General features: G+C 27.5%; 18 protein-coding genes. 13 read left to right on the top strand and 5 right to left on the bottom strand.

The window, feature by feature from the left end; all coding sequences use genetic code 11:
• Positions 1-7 precede the first annotated feature (7 nt).
• From cobJ to ABUA17_RS14100, 3 genes are all read left to right on the top strand, one after another.
• A complete protein-coding gene (gene cobJ, locus ABUA17_RS14110; protein ID WP_055275500.1) occupies positions 8-727 on the top strand; it encodes a precorrin-3B C(17)-methyltransferase in 720 nt (239 codons plus the stop codon).
• A gap of 201 nt (positions 728-928) precedes the next feature.
• On the top strand, positions 929-1,723 hold the full coding sequence (locus ABUA17_RS14105) for a cobalt-precorrin-6A reductase (protein ID WP_055275497.1): 795 nt from the start codon (positions 929-931) through the stop codon (positions 1,721-1,723).
• 177 nt (positions 1,724-1,900) lie between these two features.
• Positions 1,901-2,872 (top strand): aromatic acid exporter family protein, encoded by a 972-nt coding sequence (locus ABUA17_RS14100; RefSeq protein WP_042398090.1) that lies wholly within the window; start codon positions 1,901-1,903, stop codon positions 2,870-2,872.
• Positions 2,873-2,970: 98 nt separating this feature from the next.
• On the opposite strand, the gene ABUA17_RS14095 is transcribed toward ABUA17_RS14100, so the two are convergent.
• Positions 2,971-3,729, bottom strand: a complete 759-nt coding sequence (locus ABUA17_RS14095; RefSeq protein ID WP_055291629.1) for a GerMN domain-containing protein — start codon at positions 3,727-3,729, stop codon at positions 2,971-2,973.
• Positions 3,730-3,856: 127 nt separating this feature from the next.
• Between ABUA17_RS14095 and ABUA17_RS14090 the strand changes: the two genes are divergently transcribed.
• Both ABUA17_RS14090 and ABUA17_RS14085 read left to right on the top strand, forming a co-directional pair.
• Complete coding sequence (locus ABUA17_RS14090; protein WP_042398097.1) at positions 3,857-5,071, top strand: M20 metallopeptidase family protein; 1,215 nt, start codon at positions 3,857-3,859, stop codon at positions 5,069-5,071.
• Entirely contained in the window at positions 5,062-5,892 is an 831-nt protein-coding gene (locus ABUA17_RS14085) for a phosphatase PAP2 family protein (RefSeq protein ID WP_042398099.1), read from the top strand. Before ABUA17_RS14090 ends, ABUA17_RS14085 begins: the two co-directional genes overlap by 10 nt.
• 55 nt (positions 5,893-5,947) lie before the next feature.
• Here the strand turns inward: ABUA17_RS14085 and ABUA17_RS14080 are convergent, their stop codons facing one another.
• Positions 5,948-6,667 (bottom strand): hypothetical protein, encoded by a 720-nt coding sequence (locus ABUA17_RS14080; RefSeq protein ID WP_042398102.1) that lies wholly within the window; start codon positions 6,665-6,667, stop codon positions 5,948-5,950.
• A 130-nt stretch (positions 6,668-6,797) separates the two neighbouring features.
• Positions 6,798-6,956, bottom strand: coding sequence for a DUF1540 domain-containing protein (locus tag ABUA17_RS14075; RefSeq protein WP_070098850.1), 159 nt, complete (start codon positions 6,954-6,956; stop codon positions 6,798-6,800).
• A 257-nt stretch (positions 6,957-7,213) separates the two neighbouring features.
• On the opposite strand from ABUA17_RS14075, the gene ABUA17_RS14070 reads away from it, so the two are divergent.
• The 5 genes from ABUA17_RS14070 to ABUA17_RS14050 all read left to right on the top strand — a co-directional run bounded on the left by ABUA17_RS14070 (position 7,214) and on the right by ABUA17_RS14050 (position 12,476).
• Entirely contained in the window at positions 7,214-7,654 is a 441-nt protein-coding gene (locus ABUA17_RS14070) for a MarR family winged helix-turn-helix transcriptional regulator (RefSeq protein ID WP_042398105.1), read from the top strand.
• Positions 7,647-9,377 (top strand): ABC transporter ATP-binding protein, encoded by a 1,731-nt coding sequence (locus ABUA17_RS14065; protein WP_055275493.1) that lies wholly within the window; start codon positions 7,647-7,649, stop codon positions 9,375-9,377. The genes ABUA17_RS14070 and ABUA17_RS14065 overlap by 8 nt, the downstream gene beginning before the upstream one ends.
• Positions 9,370-11,190: an ABC transporter ATP-binding protein gene (locus ABUA17_RS14060; RefSeq protein ID WP_082425224.1), complete on the top strand. Its 1,821-nt coding sequence runs from the start codon at positions 9,370-9,372 to the stop codon at positions 11,188-11,190. Before ABUA17_RS14065 ends, ABUA17_RS14060 begins: the two co-directional genes overlap by 8 nt.
• A gap of 142 nt (positions 11,191-11,332) precedes the next feature.
• Complete coding sequence (locus ABUA17_RS14055; RefSeq protein WP_042398110.1) at positions 11,333-12,151, top strand: alpha/beta hydrolase; 819 nt, start codon at positions 11,333-11,335, stop codon at positions 12,149-12,151.
• 115 nt (positions 12,152-12,266) lie between these two features.
• On the top strand, positions 12,267-12,476 hold the full coding sequence (locus ABUA17_RS14050) for a YuzB family protein (protein WP_042398114.1): 210 nt from the start codon (positions 12,267-12,269) through the stop codon (positions 12,474-12,476).
• Between the two features lie 240 nt (positions 12,477-12,716).
• On the opposite strand, the gene ABUA17_RS14045 is transcribed toward ABUA17_RS14050, so the two are convergent.
• Positions 12,717-13,685, bottom strand: a complete 969-nt coding sequence (locus ABUA17_RS14045) for an alpha/beta hydrolase (RefSeq protein WP_042398117.1) — start codon at positions 13,683-13,685, stop codon at positions 12,717-12,719.
• An 88-nt stretch (positions 13,686-13,773) separates the two neighbouring features.
• Between ABUA17_RS14045 and ABUA17_RS14040 the strand changes: the two genes are divergently transcribed.
• Positions 13,774-14,190, top strand: coding sequence for a YARHG domain-containing protein (locus ABUA17_RS14040; RefSeq protein WP_347379415.1), 417 nt, complete (start codon positions 13,774-13,776; stop codon positions 14,188-14,190).
• A 68-nt stretch (positions 14,191-14,258) separates the two neighbouring features.
• On the opposite strand, the gene asnB is transcribed toward ABUA17_RS14040, so the two are convergent.
• A complete protein-coding gene (asnB, locus tag ABUA17_RS14035) occupies positions 14,259-15,845 on the bottom strand; it encodes an asparagine synthase B (protein WP_055291148.1) in 1,587 nt (528 codons plus the stop codon).
• A gap of 476 nt (positions 15,846-16,321) precedes the next feature.
• On the opposite strand from asnB, the gene ABUA17_RS14030 reads away from it, so the two are divergent.
• Positions 16,322-17,797, top strand: coding sequence for a UDP-N-acetylmuramoyl-L-alanyl-D-glutamate--2,6-diaminopimelate ligase (locus tag ABUA17_RS14030; protein ID WP_195951156.1), 1,476 nt, complete (start codon positions 16,322-16,324; stop codon positions 17,795-17,797).
• Positions 17,798-18,080: 283 nt separating this feature from the next.
• The coding region (locus ABUA17_RS14025; protein WP_349824101.1) for a glycogen/starch/alpha-glucan phosphorylase at positions 18,081-19,358 on the top strand (1,278 nt) is incomplete at its 3' end.

Raw genomic sequence — 19,358 nt, 5'->3', positions numbered from 1 at the left:
GATTAAAATGGGAAAATTATATGTTATAGGAATAGGCCCTGGGGGACTAGAGCATATGACTTTAAGAGCTAAGGAGGCTATAGAAGAAAGTAATATTGTTGTTGGATATAACAAATATATTGATATGATAAAGCCACTTGTAGAAAATAAAGAATTGTTTTCTACTGGAATGAGAGGCGAAGAAGCAAGATGTAGAAAAGCTTTAGAGCTATCTAAAGAAGATAATACTGTAGCTTTAATAAGTACTGGTGATTCAGGGATTTATGGAATGGCTGGGCTTATTCTTCAAATGCAAAAAGATGAAAATGTTGAAATCATAACTGGAGTTACAGCTTCAAGTGCAGCTGGATCAGTAGTTGGTGCGCCTCTTATGCATGATAATTGTAATATAAGTTTAAGTGATTTAATGACTCCGTATGAATTAATTAAAAAGAGAGTGAGAAATGCAGCTGATGCAGATATGATTATTTCTTTATACAATCCAAGAAGTAAGGGAAGACCACATTATTTAAGAGAAGCTATTGAAATAATTAAAGAATATAGAGATTTAAATACTCCAGTAGCGGTAGTTAGACATGCTTTAAGAGATGGACAAGAGTATAAATTATTTAATTTAGAAAACTTTGATGAAGAGGTTGTAGATATGTTTTCTATAGTTATTGTAGGAAATTCTCAAAGCTTTGTTAAAGAAGGTAAGTTTATTACACCTAGAGGATATGATGTTTAGTTAAGAGTCTATAATTAGTTAAAAGTTAATAGTTTTGAGTTAGTAGTTTGGAGTTATAGGATAGTGACAAGTGAGAAGTAGCAAGTTAAGGAATAAATTTAGATTAGGCTGAATTTATGGAAGTATTTCAAGAAAGTTCCCAAGGAGTTTATACTACAACTTGACACTTGAAACTTGTCATTGATTAAAGGTGGTGATTTGATGATTGGGTTTGTTCTTGGAACTGGGGAAGGTAGGGAAATTTTATCACATATAAATAAATATACTGATGAAATAGTTGTTTCTACAGCTACTGAATATGGATATGAAATTTATAAGGATTTTAAGGCAAAGCATTTTAATTATAAGCCTCTAAATGAAGAAGAGTTTAAGGAGTTAATAAATAAATTTGGAATTACAGTTTTTGTAGATGCTTCTCATCCTTATGCTAGCGAGGTAAGTAAGACATTAATTAAGGTTTGTAAAGAGATGAAGATTGATTATATAAGATATGAAAGAAAAAGCTTTTTTCATAATTTAAGTAAAAATAATATTAAAAAAGAAGAGAGTGTAGAAAATATTATTTTTGTAGAAACATATGAAGAGTTACAGGAAGTATTCAAGAGTATAGATGGAAATATTTTAAATACAACTGGAAGTAATAATGCTTTAAAAATTGAGAATTTAAAAGGTGAAAATAATAGAATGATTCATAGGATACTACCATCACCAAAGGTAATAAGCAAGCTTTTAGATAATGGTATATCAATGGATAATATAATAGCAATTAAAGGACCATTTGGCTTTGAAATTAATAATGGGATTATTAAGGAATATAAAATAAAAGCATTAATAACTAAAGATAGTGGAGAGGAAGGAGGGATGAAAGAGAAAATTGATAGTGCATTATTAAATGATGTAAAAATAATAGTTATAAAAAGACCTAATATGAGCTACGGAATAGAATTTAATGATATAAAAGAAATGCTTAATTTTATAGTTCTAAATAATATATAAAACGTACTAAAGATGATTAGAAAACAAAAGTAAAATTTAGAAAAAGGTTAAATTAGTTAAAAGGAATTTTATGTGTACCTGATATGTATCAGTGGCAAGCTATGCTTGTCACTGTTTTTGTTTTTAGTATATAATATGTCATATCAGACATGGTAGGGAGGACAAAAGGGAAAAATAATGGAATACTTTAAGTACATATATAATTTAGCTTTTAAAATGGCAATATCGGCAACTGTAGCATTAATTATAGGAAATATGCTAGGATTACAATACGCAACAGTAGGTGCAGTTATTTCTATATTAAGTATACAAGATACTAGAAAAAAAGCATTAATTATAAGCTATAAAAGAATTATTGCTTGTAGTTTAGGAATATTATTATCAGTAATTTTATATGGAGTATTAGGAAATGGAGCATTAGCTTTTGGTTTATTTTTAATAATTTTGATACCACTTACTTCTAGGTTAAAAGTACAGGAAGGAATGGTTCCAGCTGTGGTATTATCAACACATTTTTTAGTTGCAAATAGAATAACAACTTTATTAATAGTTAATGAAATATTATTAATGATAATTGGAATTGGTGTAGCTGCTATTGCTAATATTTTTATGCCTTCACTTGAGGATAAATTTAAAGAAGATAAAGAATGGATTGAAGAGCATTATAGAATTATAATAAATAAAATGTCAAAGTCGTTAGTAACTCATACAGTTGATATTGATGAGCAAAAACTTATAAATGAAGTTGAAAAACGATTGTATGAAAGTAAGGAAACTGCATATAAAATCGTAAATAATAACTTTTTTAAAAGCTCATCATATTATACAGATTATATAAATATGAGAATTAATCAATTTGATACTATAAAAAGAATGAGACTACATTTTGAAAGATTTAATATACCAGTTGAACAAATGAAGGTTATGTCTGATTTTACATTATGTGTTTCAGAAAATATAAGAGAAATAAATGATTGTGAAGAGTTATTAAATGATTTAGAAAGCTTAAGAAGTGAATTTAAAAGAATGGAATTACCGAAATCTAGAGAAGAGTTTGAAAGTAGGGCGCAATTACTTCAATTTTTAAATGATATGGAAGATTTTTTAGTTATAAAACGAAATTTCTTTAAAACAACTAATAACCATTAATATTAAATATGAAAGTTATAAATAATGAAGAAAAAAGCAGCGAATATTACACAGTTTATATTATGTAAACTATGTAATATTTGCTGCTAAATTTTTTATTAATCAAGTTTTAATATATTAGTATAATCTACAGTGCTATACCCAGCTTCAGCTGTTCCATCTAAACCAGTATATAGATCATTACCAAAATAAACAGCAACTTTATTTACTTGGTAATTATAACCGTAAGTATTTACTATTGCAGCCATTAGACCTTTAGAATCAGTATCATTAAGTTTCATTTCATCAAGGAAATTAGAATTGAAAACTACAGTTAACACATTAGTTGAATAATCTAATGTAGCTGATTTAACTCCATAATCTTTAGAAATTGTTATAAAATTACTATTATTATTTGGTGCCTCATATAATTTTTCAGTTAATGCAGTAACAAAAGCATTATCAGTAACTGGTGCTTTGGTATCTGTACAATAAGTTTTTGAATCAACTTTATTATAGTAGAAAATTCTACAATCTCTACTAATAGTTGAAGAACTAGAAGAATCAGTAGTTGTTACTAAACTACTTATAGAATCATTATTTGAAGAAGTTGTTGAAGTAGAATCTGAATTATCAACAAAATCATTATTAGCAAGAACAGAATCAGTAGAAGATTCAGAATTCGCATCTGTAGACTGATCATTTGTTATGTCTCCATCACCTTCAGAAGTTTGGTCGTTATTTTCTGTTGCAGTTAAAGAATCATCAGTAGTGTCATCAGCAGCATTAGTACCTGTAATAGCGCTTTTTAATCCGCATGATATTAGTGATAAGCATAGTACAGTAGTGCAACATAAAGTTAATAATTTTCTTTTCATAATCTCACCTCTATAAATTAATTACTAAATAGATATTACCATATTTTTACAGAAAGTTAAATGTATTTTATAAAATAATATACATTTTTTTCATAAAATTATATAATTTTATATTGGGGGGTGTATTATGGATATTGTAAAAGAAACTAAGCTTATAGGTAATTATCTAATTGGACTAAGAAAGGATTTTCATAAATATCCGGAATTAAGTATGCAAGAGCATAGAACTTCGAGAAAAATAAAGGAAGAATTAGATAAAATAAACGTAAAATATGAAGAAGGAATAAGAACAGAAGTTGTAGCAACAATAGGTCATGGAGAAGGGAAAGTAATTGCTTTACGTGCAGATATGGATGCATTAAGAATTAAAGAAAATACAGGGGTAAGGTATCAGTCTGAAAATGAAGGAGTAATGCATGCCTGTGGACATGATGCTCATATGGCATCCTTGCTTGGAGCTGCAATGATTTTGAAAAAATATGAAAATGATATACCAGGAAAAATTGTTTTGATTTTTCAACCGGGAGAAGAATGTTCCAGTGGTGCAAGGCTTATATCAGAGCATGGATATATAGATGAAGTAGAAGAAATTTTTGGATTGCATGTATTTGGAGATATTGAATGTGGTAAAATATCTATTGAAGAAGGTCCTAGAATGGCTGCTTCTAATAAATTTACTATTAAAATTACAGGGAAATCTGGACATGCAGGTAAACCTCAACAATGTATAGATGCAACTATTGTTTGTGCAGCTATTGTAATGAATTTACAATCAATTATTAGTAGAGAAATAGATCCGCTAAATTCTGCAGTTGTTACTATTGGGCATATTAAGTCAGGAGAAACACATAATATTATTTCGGGAGAGGCTTTTATTGAAGGAACTATTAGATGTTTTAATGCAAGCACAACAAAGCATATACAAACATCAATAAAAAGAATTGCATATAGTACAGCAATAGCATATGGAGCAACTGCAAGTGTTGAGTATGATATATCTCATCATCCAGCAGTAATTAATGATCCAAAAGTTACTAAAACAGCATTAGATGCTGCAAAAAAAATATTTGATGAAAAAGATATTATCAAGGTTCCAAGAATGATGTTAGGAGAGGATTTTTCTGTTTATCAAAAAAGGATTCCAGGAGTATTTGTCTTTGTAGGAGCCGGTAATGAAGAAATAGGAAGGGATTATCCTAATCATAATGACAAATTTAATATAGATGAAAAGGCTGTACTAATAAGCACGCAATTATATGTAGCATTTGCTTTAGAATCTTTAGGAGGGGAAGAGAAAAAACAACATTCAAATCAAAAACTTAAGGAGGAAGTATGGAATTAGAAATTTTAAGACATATACAAAGCATTTCAAACCCATTTTTTGATTTTTTATTTCAATTAATTACTATATGTGGAGAGCAGATAGTTTTAATTGTAATAATATCAATAATTTATTGGGCATTAGATAAAAAATTTGGAGAATATATTGCATATTCAGTATTAACAAGTGTGTTGGTGAATAATGCTATTAAAGATATTTTCAAATTAAAAAGACCTATAGGTGAAGAGGGAATTAGAACATTAAGAGAAGAAACTGCAACAGGATATTCATTTCCAAGTGGTCATACACAAGGAGCAGCTTCATTTTATGGATCAATGGCTATTTATATGAAAAAGAAAGCAATGTATATAATAGCAACTATAATGATAGTATTGATTGGTTTTTCAAGATTGTATTTAGGTGTACATTATCCTAAAGATGTAATTGTAGGTGCAATTTTAGGTGTATTAACAGCTTGGATATGTTACAAGTTATATATAAGAATAGAAAATAAAATGTTGTTATATTTAATTACATTTGTATTGTTTTTGCCAGCATTAACATTTGCACATTCTGCAGATTTCATAAAAGGATTAGGAACTTATTTTGGATTTTTAATAGGGATGTTTGTAGAAAAGAAATATGTTAATTTTTCAGTAGAAGGAACTAGAGTGAACAAGATAATTAGAGTTTTAATTGGAGTATTAATACTTTTAATTTTACAAACAGGTTTGAAAGTTATATTACCTACTGGGCAAATTTTTGCATTCATTAGATATGCAGTAATAAGCTTTTTTGGAATAGGAATTTATCCAATTATATTTAAAAAATTCAAAATATAAAATAAAGGTGTAATATTTAATTGTATCTAAATATTACACCTTTATTTTATATAATTTATTTAAGTGCTTGCTCTAATGTCTTTAATCTAGACATATATTCTTCTGTGTTAGTTATAGTAACTTTAGCAATTTCCTTAACTAATTCACTTTTAGCACATTTATTATCTAATAGAGCAATATCATGAGAAGCTTGTAATATGGCATTAATTTGCTTGATATATGTTAATTCATTACTTTCATTAGTAGGTATTTTTGAAATTTCTTTTGATAATTTATCAGCAATTACTTTAAAGTTCTTATGATATTCAGTATCTTCTTTGAGATCTTTAGTATTTTTAGCATTTTCAATTAACTTATTTAGTTCTTCTCTCATTTCTTTTAACTCGCCAGTATAATTGTCAACAATATCATCTATGATATCAATTAATTCAGGATTAGAAGTATATCCTTGAATATTATGGCTTGCAAATAAAATAGCTCTATGTAATAAAATCTCTTCAGATAAATAATCGATACAAACACTACCGGAAGCAGGAAGTTTAGTTAATTTATCTATGATTCCATTTAAGTAATCTGTAGTAATATTATAGTATGTTTCATCAATAAAGCTAGAGTAAGGATTTTCAGCTAACTCATTAGTTTCTAGTGAGCTATCAGAGCTTGAAGTTTCAGTAGTGTCTATAATATTTGGTTCATATGCATAGGTAGGAATACTACTAGTAACAAGAGTTGATAGTGTTAATGTAGCTAAAAATAAGCTTAAATTTCTTTTCATTTGTTACACTCCTTATAATTTATTAATAATATTTAGTATGTTTAAAATAATAAATTTTATAAAGTAAATAAGAGAAATAATGAAAAAGTATGTAGTTAATTAATAGATTAAACACACCTTATATTAAGGATTATTTTCTAGAAAAGCTACCACAATCAGTACATTCTTTACTTGATACACATCCTGTATGACTGACTACTTGAATTTTATTTAGAGTACAATAATTATCTTCATTACAGTGAAATTTGCATTCAGTAACAGTACAAGCGATGCTTTCATTATGTTTCATGACCACACCTCCTATAAAAATTCTCAGTTTATATTACTTATTTATTTTGTCAATAAAAAGATAAAATATTCATTTTAAGGATTACATTAGAAGTATAAATAATTATATAAAAAATTAAATTATGTAAGAAAAATAATTATAGGATTTTTTATTGATATATAAGAAATATAAATTTATAATAATAGTTAGATATCTAATTATTAGATATCTAACTATTATATGATTTTTAAATAATTTACTTTTAGGAGGCAAAGAATATGAATGATGGAGAGTTAATTAAAGTATTTATGAAACTAAAAAGGGTTCATCGTAAGAGATGCCATGATGAGTTTAGAAAGTGTGATATATCAAAGGGGCAACCTAAAATATTAAATTATTTAGCAGAAAATGATGGGAGTATACAAAAAGATATAGCAAAAAACTGTAATATTGAACCTGCAACGGTTACGAGTATTTTATCAACTATGGAGAAAGCTGGTTTTATTGAAAGAAGGCTTAATACAAGTGATAGAAGAATTATTAATGTATATTTAACTGAAAAGGGGAAAATAACTCAGAAAAACTCTCAAAGAGCTATTTGTGAAATTGAAAAAGAATGCTTTAGGGATTTTACTCAAGAGGAAAAGGAGCAAGCAAAAAGCTTTTTTGAAAGAATGTATAATAATTTAAGTAAAGGAGAGGAAGAAAAAAATGACTAAACTACTTAAATACATTAAAGGAAGTGCAATTATTTATACTATTTTAGCACCTTTAATGATGTTTATTGAAGTTATAATGGATTTGAATCAACCTAAACTTATGTCAGATATTATAGATATAGGTGTTGCAAATGGTGATATTACTTATGTATTAAATGTTGGATTCAAAATGATAGTAGTTGCTTTTATAGGTATACTAGGTGGAATGCTTTGTGGTGTTTTTTCTACTTTAGCTTCGATGAATATGGGAAAAAATATGAGACAAGGTTTATTTAATAAAATACAAAGTTTATCATTTTCGGAGATAGACCAATTTAAAACATCATCACTTATTACTAGATTAACTAATGATGTAACACAAGTTCAAAATATGGTGATGATGGCACTGAGAGGGATGGTTAGATCTCCACTAATTTGTTTAGGTGGAATTATAATGTCACTAAGTATTAGTGTTAAGCTATCAATGATATTTTTAGTTGTAATTCCATTAATAATATTAAGTGTAACTGTAATAACAGCTAAATCAACTCCATTTTTTACTGCAATGCAAAAGAAAATAGATAATGTAAATTTAGTTATGAGAGAAAACTTATTAGGGGTTAGAGTCGTTAAGGCATTTGCTATAGAAGATAAGGTAAAAGAAAGATTTAGTTATGCAAATGATGATTTGATGAGTACTAGTATTAAAGCTCAAAGCGTAACTATACTTTTATGGCCATTAGTTACATTGATAATGAATTTAAGTGTTGTTGCTATACTTTGGTTTGGTGGAAATTATGTTAATAAGGGTTCATTAGAAATAGGAAAGATAATGGCATTTATAAATTATTTAGTTCAAATAATGAGTTCTTTAAATATGTTGGTAATGATTATCATTAACTTTTCTAGAGCAAAGGTATCTGCAAGTAGAATCAATGAAGTTTTAGATGTGGAATCATCAATAACGGACAAAGAAGATGCAAAGAAGATAAATAAGTTTAATATAGATTTTAAAGATGTTTACTTCAAATATAATAAAGATGGAGATTATGTATTAAAAGGAATATCTTTTAAGGCTGAAGAAGGAGAAAAGATTGGAATTATAGGTGCTACAGGAAGTGGGAAAAGTACATTAATATCACTTATTCCAAGATTATATGATACAAGTAGTGGAACTGTAATGATTGGAAATGAAGATGTTAAAAATTTAAAAATAAATGAATTAAGATCATTAATTGGTGTTGTACTTCAGGATACAACTCTTTTTTCGGGAAGTATTGAAGATAACTTAAAGTTTGGTAAAGAAGATGCAACTGAAGAAATGATGATAAGTTCAGTAAAAGATGCTCAAGCTTTTGAATTTATAAATGCAAATAATGAAGGATTCAATAGGGAAGTTGGACAAAGAGGTAAAAATTTATCTGGGGGGCAAAAGCAAAGAATTTCTATTGCAAGAACATTAATTAAAAATCCTAAGATATTAATTTTAGATGATTCAAGTAGTGCATTAGATATGGCAACTGAAGCAAAACTTCAAAAATCAATTAAAAATAGAATGAAAAATTCTACTGTATTTCTTATAGCTCAAAGAATCTCAGCTGTGAAGGATTCCGACAAAATAATAGTTTTGGATAATGGTGAAATTGTAGCAATTGGAAATCATGAGGAATTAATTAAAGAGTGTGATATATATAGAAGTATTGCCATATCACAACTAGGGGAGGAGGTTGTTTCAAATGTCTAGTAGAGCAGCAATACAAATGAGGCCAGGAGCAGGTCCACATAATCTTCATAAAAAAAAGGCAGAAAAAATTAAGGATTTTAAAGGAACTGTAAAAAGGTTAGTTGGATACCTAATTGAAAAGAAAGCAAGTATTTTAATAGTATTTATTTTATGTTTTGTTACTACATTAATTAGTATATTTGGAACTAGATTAAATGGATATACAATAGATAATTTTATTGAAACGGGAGATATGAAAGGCTTAGCTTTTATATGCACAATATTAGTTTTAATGTATTTAGTAAATATTTTTTCAACATACTATCAAAATATAGTAATGCTAAAAATAGCGCAACGAGTTTCGGCAAGAATAAGAAAAGATTTATTTATTAATCTTCAAAAACTTCCACTTAGGTATTTTGATAATAATTCAAGTGGAGATTTAATGAGTAGGCTTACAAATGATGTTGATAATATAAATACAACATTATCTCAAAGTATAACACAGCTTTTTTCAGGAATAATTAATGTTGTAGGAATGTTTATTGCAATGGTTATATTAAGTCCATTATTAACATTAATAGGAATGATAACAGTACCTTTAACTTTTATAACCACAAAAATATTAGCAAAGAAAACTCAAAAATTTTTCGTAAAGCAACAACAAGAACTAGGAAACTTAAATGGGTATATTGAAGAAATGGTTTCAGGACAAAAGGTTGTTTTATTATTTTCAGAAGAAGAAAAGGTTAAAGGAGAGTTTTCTGAGATAAATGAAAGGCTTACTAAAAGTGCAATAATAGCACAAGGTGTATCTTCTTTTATGGGACCTATAAATAATTTTATAAATAATATTTCATATTTAATAATTTCTGTAGTAGGTGGATATTTAATATTAAAAGGATCTGCAATTACAGTTGGTGTAGTATTTTCATTTTTATTATATATGAGGAATTTTACTCGTCCTATAAATGAAATAATGAACTTGTTTAATACTATTCAAAGTGCACTAGCTGGTGCTGAAAGGGTGTTTGAGGTTATAGATGAAGAAAAAGAAAAGGATAAAGAAGGGGCAAAGTCTATAACTAATATTGATGGACATGTTGAACTTAAAAATGTAACTTTTTCTTATGAAAAGGGAAAAGAAATATTAAAGAATGTTTCAATAGAAGCAAAAAAAGGTGAGGTTATAGCAATAGTAGGACCTACAGGAGCTGGAAAGACTACTGTAGTTAACTTACTTACTAAGTTTTATAAAATTGATAGTGGTGAAATTTTAATTGATGGTAAAAATATTGATGATATAACAAGAGAAAGTTTAAGAAAATCAGTAGCAATGGTACTTCAAGATACTTATTTATTTTCAGAAAGTGTTAGCGAAAATATAAGATATGGTAGGTTAGAGGCTACAGAGGAAGAAATAATAGAAGCAGCTAAAATAGCAGATGCACATCATTTTATAAAACAACTGCCAGAGGGATATAATACAATTCTAGCTGATAATGGTTGTAATTTATCACAAGGACAAAGACAGTTACTAGCTATAGCAAGAGCAATATTATCAAAAGCATCAATATTAATATTAGATGAGGCAACATCTTCAATAGATACAAGAACAGAAGTATTAATACAAAATGCAATGCTTAAATTGATGCAAGGAAAAACAACATTTGTTATAGCACATAGATTAAGTACAATAAGAAATGCAGATAAAATTCTAGCATTAAAAGATGGAGAAATAATTGAAAGTGGAACACATGATGAACTATTAGAGAAAAATGGGTTTTATGCTAGTTTGTATAATAGTCAATTTAAAAATGGAACTGAAATTTAAATTAATTTTAAGGTCACTTTTTGAAGAAGTTGTTTATTTAAAATACGTTTATAATATATAAATACTCACAATATAGTTTTAATAATGTTTATGATATAATTATTAAACTAAAATATTTTAAGAATTTATTGAGGGGTAAAAGATGTATCGTATTGAAAATTTTGAGGTAGAAATAAAAGAATTAAATAGGAAGAGGATGATTAGGGTATATTTACCTAATGATTATGATAAGAACTTAAATAAACATTATAAAGTTATGTATATGCATGATGGACATAATCTTTTTTATAAGGAAACCTCAGCTTATGGAGGCATATGGGATATTCAAAGTGCTATGAATAAGAGTGAGGCAAATGGAAATGATGGAGTCATAGTTGTTGGAATTGACTGTAATAGTGAAAATATTGAGGGAAGGCTTAATGAATATTCCCCATGGGTAAATAATAATCTTAAGGAATTAACTCCTGGTATGGGAATATACAAAGCTGGTGGGGAAGGTAAGTTGTATGGTGAATTTTTAGTAAATTCATTAAAACCATTTATTGATAATAAATATAGAACCCTAAAAACAAAAGAAAATACATTTATAGCAGGTTCTTCAATGGGCGGGTTTATATCTTTATATATTGGGTATAAGTATCCTGAAGTATTTTCTGTAATAGGTGCATTTTCAACGGCTATATGGTTTAGTAAAGAAAATTTAATGAAATTTATAAAAGAAAATTATAAAAAAGGATTAAGAGTTTATTTAGATTCAGGAACTAAAGAAACTTCTGATGAGAGTGTTATTGCATTTAATGATATTTACGTAGATGATACTAAAGAGTTAGAAAGTTTACTTTTAAATTTAGGACAAGATAAGAAAGATATAAAAGTAGTAATTGAGGAAGGCGCAAATCATTCGGAGGATTCTTGGAGGAGAAGATTTCCAGAGTTTTTAGAATGGGTTTTAAAAGAGTAAGAATGATTTAGCTAAATAAATTAGAAAAATATTGATAAAGAATTTAATTAGGTTAGAATAAAGGGTGTTTATAATATGACACCTTTTTAGTTTATAAGAATAAAGGAGAAAAGATATGATAGTAATGTGTCCAGGATGTTCTGGTATAGATCCAGAATTAGTAAAAAAAGAATTCAAAGATGAAAAAATAGTTTTTGGCTGTATTGGAGAATGCGGTGGAAGAATGGATGAAAGTATAGTAGCTATGGTAAATGGAGAATTCGTTGAAGCAAATAGTGAAGTTGAATTTATTATTAAAGTTAAAAATATCTTATCAATCAAGTAATATTTTTAATTAATAAATTAAGTTGTTGAAAAGAGCTTGTTTTGTTAAAAGTTAAGAAAATACTTTTTTCTAAACGTAGAAGGTATAATTTCAATTAACTAAATTATCAAAAAGTTGAAATTTAGAGTAAAATAACGAAAAGAAATTAGAGTTATGGTAATGATTATAAATGAGTAACAAAAAAATAGTGGCAATTTAGATAAATAAATTGCCACTATTTTTTGTATAAATGTTAAATTATTATTTAATATATTTTTTTAGAAAAGTTTCGATTGTCGTCCAATATAGCTGAGGATTAACGTAACTAGCTTTTGCGTGAGCAGCGCCATGGATAACTAGTTTTTCCTTTTCACCTGAAAAGGCATTATATAGTTCATCAAGCATGAAAAATGGAACAAAGTCATCATTATCACCATGAATAAATAAAGTTGGTGTTATAGATTTCTTTATTTGTTTAATTGGAGATACTTTACTTATAAAGAATCCAGATTTAATTTTGCAAATAAGACTTGCTACTTCGAGCATTGGGAATGAATGCAACTTAAATAATGATTTTAATTGATATGCAAATTGACTCCAAGCAGATGTATAACCACAATCTTCTATTATAGCTTTAACATTACTAGGAAGTTTTTCACCAGAAGTAGTCATTACAGTAGCAGCTCCCATTGAAACTCCAAATAATACGATTTCAGTATTAGCGTAGTTATTAATAATGTATTTAGTTAAATCAACAATATCTAATCGTTCATCCCAACCCATTCCTATGTAATTTCCTTCACTTTGACCATGACCACGTAAATCAGGCATTATAATATTGTACCCCATTTTGTAAAAGTTTTGAGCATAAGAAGCCATTAGCTTACCTTGTGATGTATATCCATGTACTACTATTGCCCATTTATTTGAAGTAACTTTATTTTTTATAAGGTAGTTATGTAATTTCAAATTATCTTTTGAGGTAATGAACAAATCTTCATAGTTGCTATATTCAAATAACCATTTCTCACTATCTATGCTTTTAACGCCACTTGTCTCATCTTGATTAGTTTTAGTGGATTTATTATTTGAATCATTATTTTTAAATACTAAATCTTTTGGGAATTTTGGATTTAGTCCTAAGTTGTACAAGTAATTACCACCATAAAATATTAACGCAATTACAGCAATAATTATTAAGCATAAAATAATTAGTCCTAGTCCTTTCATACGTACACCTCTAATATTTAATTATAATACTATTATAACATGAAATAATAAAGAAAGTGTGTAAATAAATGTTAAAAAGAAGCATAGGATGAGTAGTATAAAAAGTCTTTTTGGGGATGCAATGAATAAAAAAGTAGTAATTATTATTAGTGGTTTGATAATTACAAGTGGTATATTAAGCACTAACAATATCAATTTTCAAAACAAATGTAATAAAGAGGTAAATATAGTAACTGCAGTTTCAGCTAAAGATAATTATTTTATTATTCCAGATAGTAGTACAAGATATTTAACTGAAGATGATTTAAGGGGATTAAGTGATGAGCAATTAGAAATAGCAAGAAATGAAATATATGCAAGGCATGGATATATTTTTGTAAGTGATGAATGGAAGGATTTTTTTGTTAATGAAGATTGGTATATTCCAACATCATACTCTGTAAAGCTTAATAGTATTGAAGAATATAACGTAGCTATGATAATAAAAGAAGAAGCAAGAAGATAGAACTGAGATAAAAATATGAGCTCCTATATAGTTTGAAATGGGAGCTCTTTATAAATAATATAAATATTTTATTTTCCACTATCACCATAATTAGATAAAACTCTAGCACTTGGATCATTAACATTACAGCCTTCCCAAGATTTATTTGGCATCCAGAAATCCTTAATCCATTTAGCATTTCCAGCATAATATTTTTCAAAAGTATCTCTATATAAAAGAGATTCTTTTGTGAAAGGTGTACAGTAGGTATATTTTTCTTTAGCAGCTTCTAAATCTTCAGAAGTATATTTTTCTTCAGCATATGCTTTTAGATAATCAACTAAAGAGTGACCAACAGCATCACTAAATGCAGCTTTTTCACGATATAATAAAGATTGTGGTAAATAGTCTTGTCCATCAAATGCTTTTCTTAATAAATATTTTCCTTTATTGTAACTGTTCATTTTCTTAGCAGGATTAATACTCATTACATAGTTTACAAAATCTATATCAGCAAAAGGTACACGACTTTCTAAGGCATGTGCTGAAATACAGCGGTCAGCTCTTAGAACATCATACATATAAAGCTCTTTAATTCTTTTTTGAGATTCCCTTTGAAATTCACTTGCTGATGGCGCAAAATCTGTATATTTATAACCAAATAATTCATCACTAACTTCACCAGTTAAGATAACTTTTAAATCAGTATTTTCATGAATATATTTACACAATAGATACATTCCAATACTTGCTCTAATTGTTGTTATATCAAAAGTTTCTAGATGATAAATTACTTCATCTAATGCTCCTAAAACATCTTCTTTATTTATTATTACTTCAGTATGATCTGTACCTAAATAGTCAGCTGCTTGTTTTGCGTATTTTAAGTCAATTGGGTCAGTATCCATACCTATAGCAAATGTTTTGATAGGTCTTTTTATTATTCTTTGAGCGATAGAACATACTAGAGATGAATCTAGACCTCCACTTAATAAATAACCAATTGGAGCATCAGCATGAAGTCTCTTTTCAACAGCAGCAATTAGTTTAGTTCTTATATTAGTGAATATTGTATCTAAATCATCATTGTTTATGAATTTTGTTTCTGATAAATCATTATAGCAAACAAATTCTCCATCTTTATAATAATGTCCTGGAGGGAATGGCATAATTTCTTCACAATAATCAATTAAAGCTTTTGCTTCACTTGCAAATGAAATTTTATGATCTTCTTTTGTGTAACCATAAAACATTGGTCTTATTCCCATTGGATCTCTTGCAGCTATAACTGAATTATTTTTTCCATCATATAAAACTAAGGCAAATTCTGCATCAAGCATTTTGCACATTATTTCTATACCGTATTTTAAATACATTGGTATTAATACTTCACAATCACTACTTGAATGAAACTTATATTCTGGTAATAGTAATTCTTTTAAATTATTGTAATTATATATTTCTCCATTGCATACAACTTCACAAGAAGAGTATTTAAATGGTTGATTACCATTAGATGATAAATCCATTATTGATAAACGGTTAAAGCCCCAAGATAAACCACTTTCAATAGAACAATAAGTATTGTCTGGACCCCTATGAACTACGTTTTTTAAAGCTTTATCAAAATCTGATAAAGGTAATTTGTCTGATGAAAATACAACAAAACTACACATTTTATTGCCCCCTTTTTAATAAAAATAAAAAGGCCCGCTTTTAGCGAGCCTTGTACAAATTCAAGTTATTTGGTAATTAAAGGCTCAGATATATTAACTAAAAAGTTATAGTTAAGAAAACAATGTAATTAACTATAAGATTGTCAGCTTATATGAATCATCGCCCTTGATGATATTAAATTTAAAAAAATCCATTTGTTAAATTATATTACAAACATAGTAAAAATGCAACTAAAAATTATAAGTTATGGTATATATAGTAAAATAGTTTGAGATTAAGATAGGGAATGATAGAAATAGGTCAATATATACTAATAAAATATAAGCTTAAAATAAGGTTTAAAAGTATAAAAGGGGGGAAGGATTATGAGATAAAGATGAATACAGTATATAGATAAATAGTAATAAATGATGTACAATATTATGGAATAATAAAATCTTTGAATAAGAAAAAATTCAAAACAAGGAGATTAACAATGTTATTAAGTGAATTAGTATGTAACTCAAAATTAAAGTATAGTTGCACAAATGAAATAGATTATACAAAAATAGAAATTAAGGATATAACAAGAGATACGAGACAAGTTATTGATGGGAGCATGTTTATAGCTGTTATAGGAGTAAAAGTTGATGGACATGATTTAATAAATGAAGCTATAGAAAAAGGGGCAAAAGCTATTATTCATAGTAAAGAAATAAATGATATTAAAGATGGAATTGCATATATAAAAGTAGAAGACACTAGAGAATGCATGGCTATAATAGCAAAGACTTTCTTTAATATACAAGATAGTGATTTAACATTCTTAGGGGTAACAGGTACTAATGGAAAGACTACATCAACATACATGATGAAGCACATATTAGAACATGCAGGAAATAAAGTTGGACTTATAGGTACAATTGCTAACTATATTGGAGAAAAAATGATTCCAACAAATATGACAACTCCAGAGGCTATAGAATTATTTAGACTTATTAAAGATATGAGAGAAGCAGGATGTAAGTATTGTCTAATGGAAGTATCATCTCATGCATCTGCAATGGGAAGAGTAGAAGGGTTAAACTTTAGTAGAGGGATGTTTACAAATTTAACTCAAGATCATATGGATTATCATAAGACATTTGAAAATTATTATAATGCAAAATTTAAGTTTATAAAAGGAGCTAAAAGTACTGTTATAAACTGTGATGATCAATACGGAAAGAAAATGTTAAATACTTTACATGAAAGTAGTACTGATAACAAAGAAGTTACTTCATATGGGGTAAATGATGGATATGTTAGAGCTAAGAATTTAGATTTACAAGCAAATGGGTCAACATTTGATTTATATATTGGAGATGAATTTAAAGGTAATGTAAAACTTCATATACCAGGACTTTATAATATTTACAATGCATTAGGTGTTATAGGCATGTTAGTAGTTGGTGGGTATGTAAGTGTAGAAGATGTCATAGAAGCATTTGATACAATGAAAGCAGTGGCAGGAAGATGTGAAAGAGTATATCATGATAAAATGAAATGTACAGTAGTTGTAGATTATGCTCATACTCCAGATGGACTTGAAAATATATTAGAAACAATGAAAGAAGTTGTTAAAGGTAAATTAATAACTGTATTTGGTTGTGGTGGAGATAGAGATAAAACTAAGAGACCTTTAATGGGAGAAATTGCTGAGAAATATAGTGATGTTACAATAGTAACTTCAGATAACCCAAGAACAGAGGATCCGCATAGTATAATAGAAGATATATTAGCAGGAATTAAAGATAGTCATACTGTTATTGAGGATAGAAAAGAAGCTATAGAATATGCGTGTAGAATTGCAGGGAAAGATGATATAGTTGTTATAGCAGGAAAAGGTCATGAAGACTATCAAATAATTGGTACAGTAAAACGTCATTTTAGTGATAAAGAAGTTGTAATTAATTATTTCAATGAAATTTAAAATAAAGAAAAAGTAAAAAAATAGGGATGCTAAATATTAGTGTCTCTATTTTTTTAGAAAAATATTTTAAAAGAAATGCTGAAAAGGTTTACGAAAAGGGTAGAGAAAAATAAAAAAAATTTTATTTTTTAAAAGTAGCATAATAAATGTACAAAATATCATAAAAATATACAAGGGGAAATTAAAAAAATTGTTATTATATAAGTGTAAATGATTTAATCATAAAAATACATTTTTAAATATATATTATAAAAATAATGAATTTAAGGTGGGATAATTTATTATGGTAAAAAATAATTTAACTGAAATCTTAAATGAAAGATTTCAAACAACAATTGAAAAGGCAACAAACGAACAAGTATATTTAGCATTATTAGAAATGACAAAAGGATGCATTAAAAATAAAGGAACAAATAAGGGATCAAAAAAATTATATTATATTTCAGCAGAATTCCTAATTGGGAAATTACTTTCAAATAATTTAATTAATTTAGGATTATATGATGAAGTTAAAGAGGTTTTATCAGCTAACGGAAAAGATTTAACTGAAATAGAAGAAATAGAATTAGAACCTTCATTAGGAAATGGTGGACTTGGAAGATTAGCAGCATGTTTCTTAGATTCAATAGCTACTTTAGGATTAAATGGTGATGGTGTTGGTTTAAATTACCACTATGGATTATTTAAACAAGTATTTAAGGATCACAAACAAACAGCAGAAAAGAATCCTTGGATAACACCAGAAAGTTGGTTAAATAAATCTAACATTAAATTTGATGTATTATTTGGTGGGTTCAAAGTAACTTCAACATTATATGATATAGATGTTACAGGATATAATCAAGGTTCAAATAAGTTAAGATTATTTGATGTAGATACAGTTAATGAAGCATTAGTTAAAGATGGAATTAATTTTGATAAAGAAGACATTAAAGAAAATTTAACTTTATTCTTATATCCAGATGATAGTGATGAAGCAGGACACTTATTAAGAATATATCAACAATATTTCATGGTAAGTAATGCAGCTCAATTAATTATTTTAGAAGCTGAAGAAAATCGATATGATTTACACAAATTAGATGAGCATGCAGTTGTTCAAATTAATGATACACACCCTTCAATGGTAATACCAGAATTAATAAGATTATTAGGCGAAAAGGGTATAGAAATGCAAGAAGCTATCGGTATCGTTACCAGAATGTGTGCATATACAAACCATACAATATTAGCCGAAGCATTAGAAAAATGGCCAATTGCTTACTTAGAAAAAGTAGTTCCACAATTAATGCCAATAATCAGAGAATTAGATAACTTAGTAAGAGCAAAATATGATAATGAAGAAGTATATATAATAGATAGAGATGATAGAGTTCACATGGCTCGTATGGATATGCATTATGGATTTAGTGTAAACGGAGTTGCTGCTCTTCACACTGAAATACTAGAAAAAGAAGAATTAAAGCCATTCTATGATATATATCCTGAAAAATTCAATAATAAGACAAATGGTATAACTTTCAGAAGATGGTTAATACACTGTAATAATGAATTAACAAAT

The organism is Clostridium sp. RTP31139st1_H3_RTP31139_211217 (assembly GCF_040227035.1).
In the GTDB taxonomy this organism is placed as follows: Bacteria; Bacillota; Clostridia; order Clostridiales; family Clostridiaceae; genus Clostridium; species Clostridium saudiense.
This window is presented reverse-complemented; position numbering and strand designations above follow the sequence as displayed.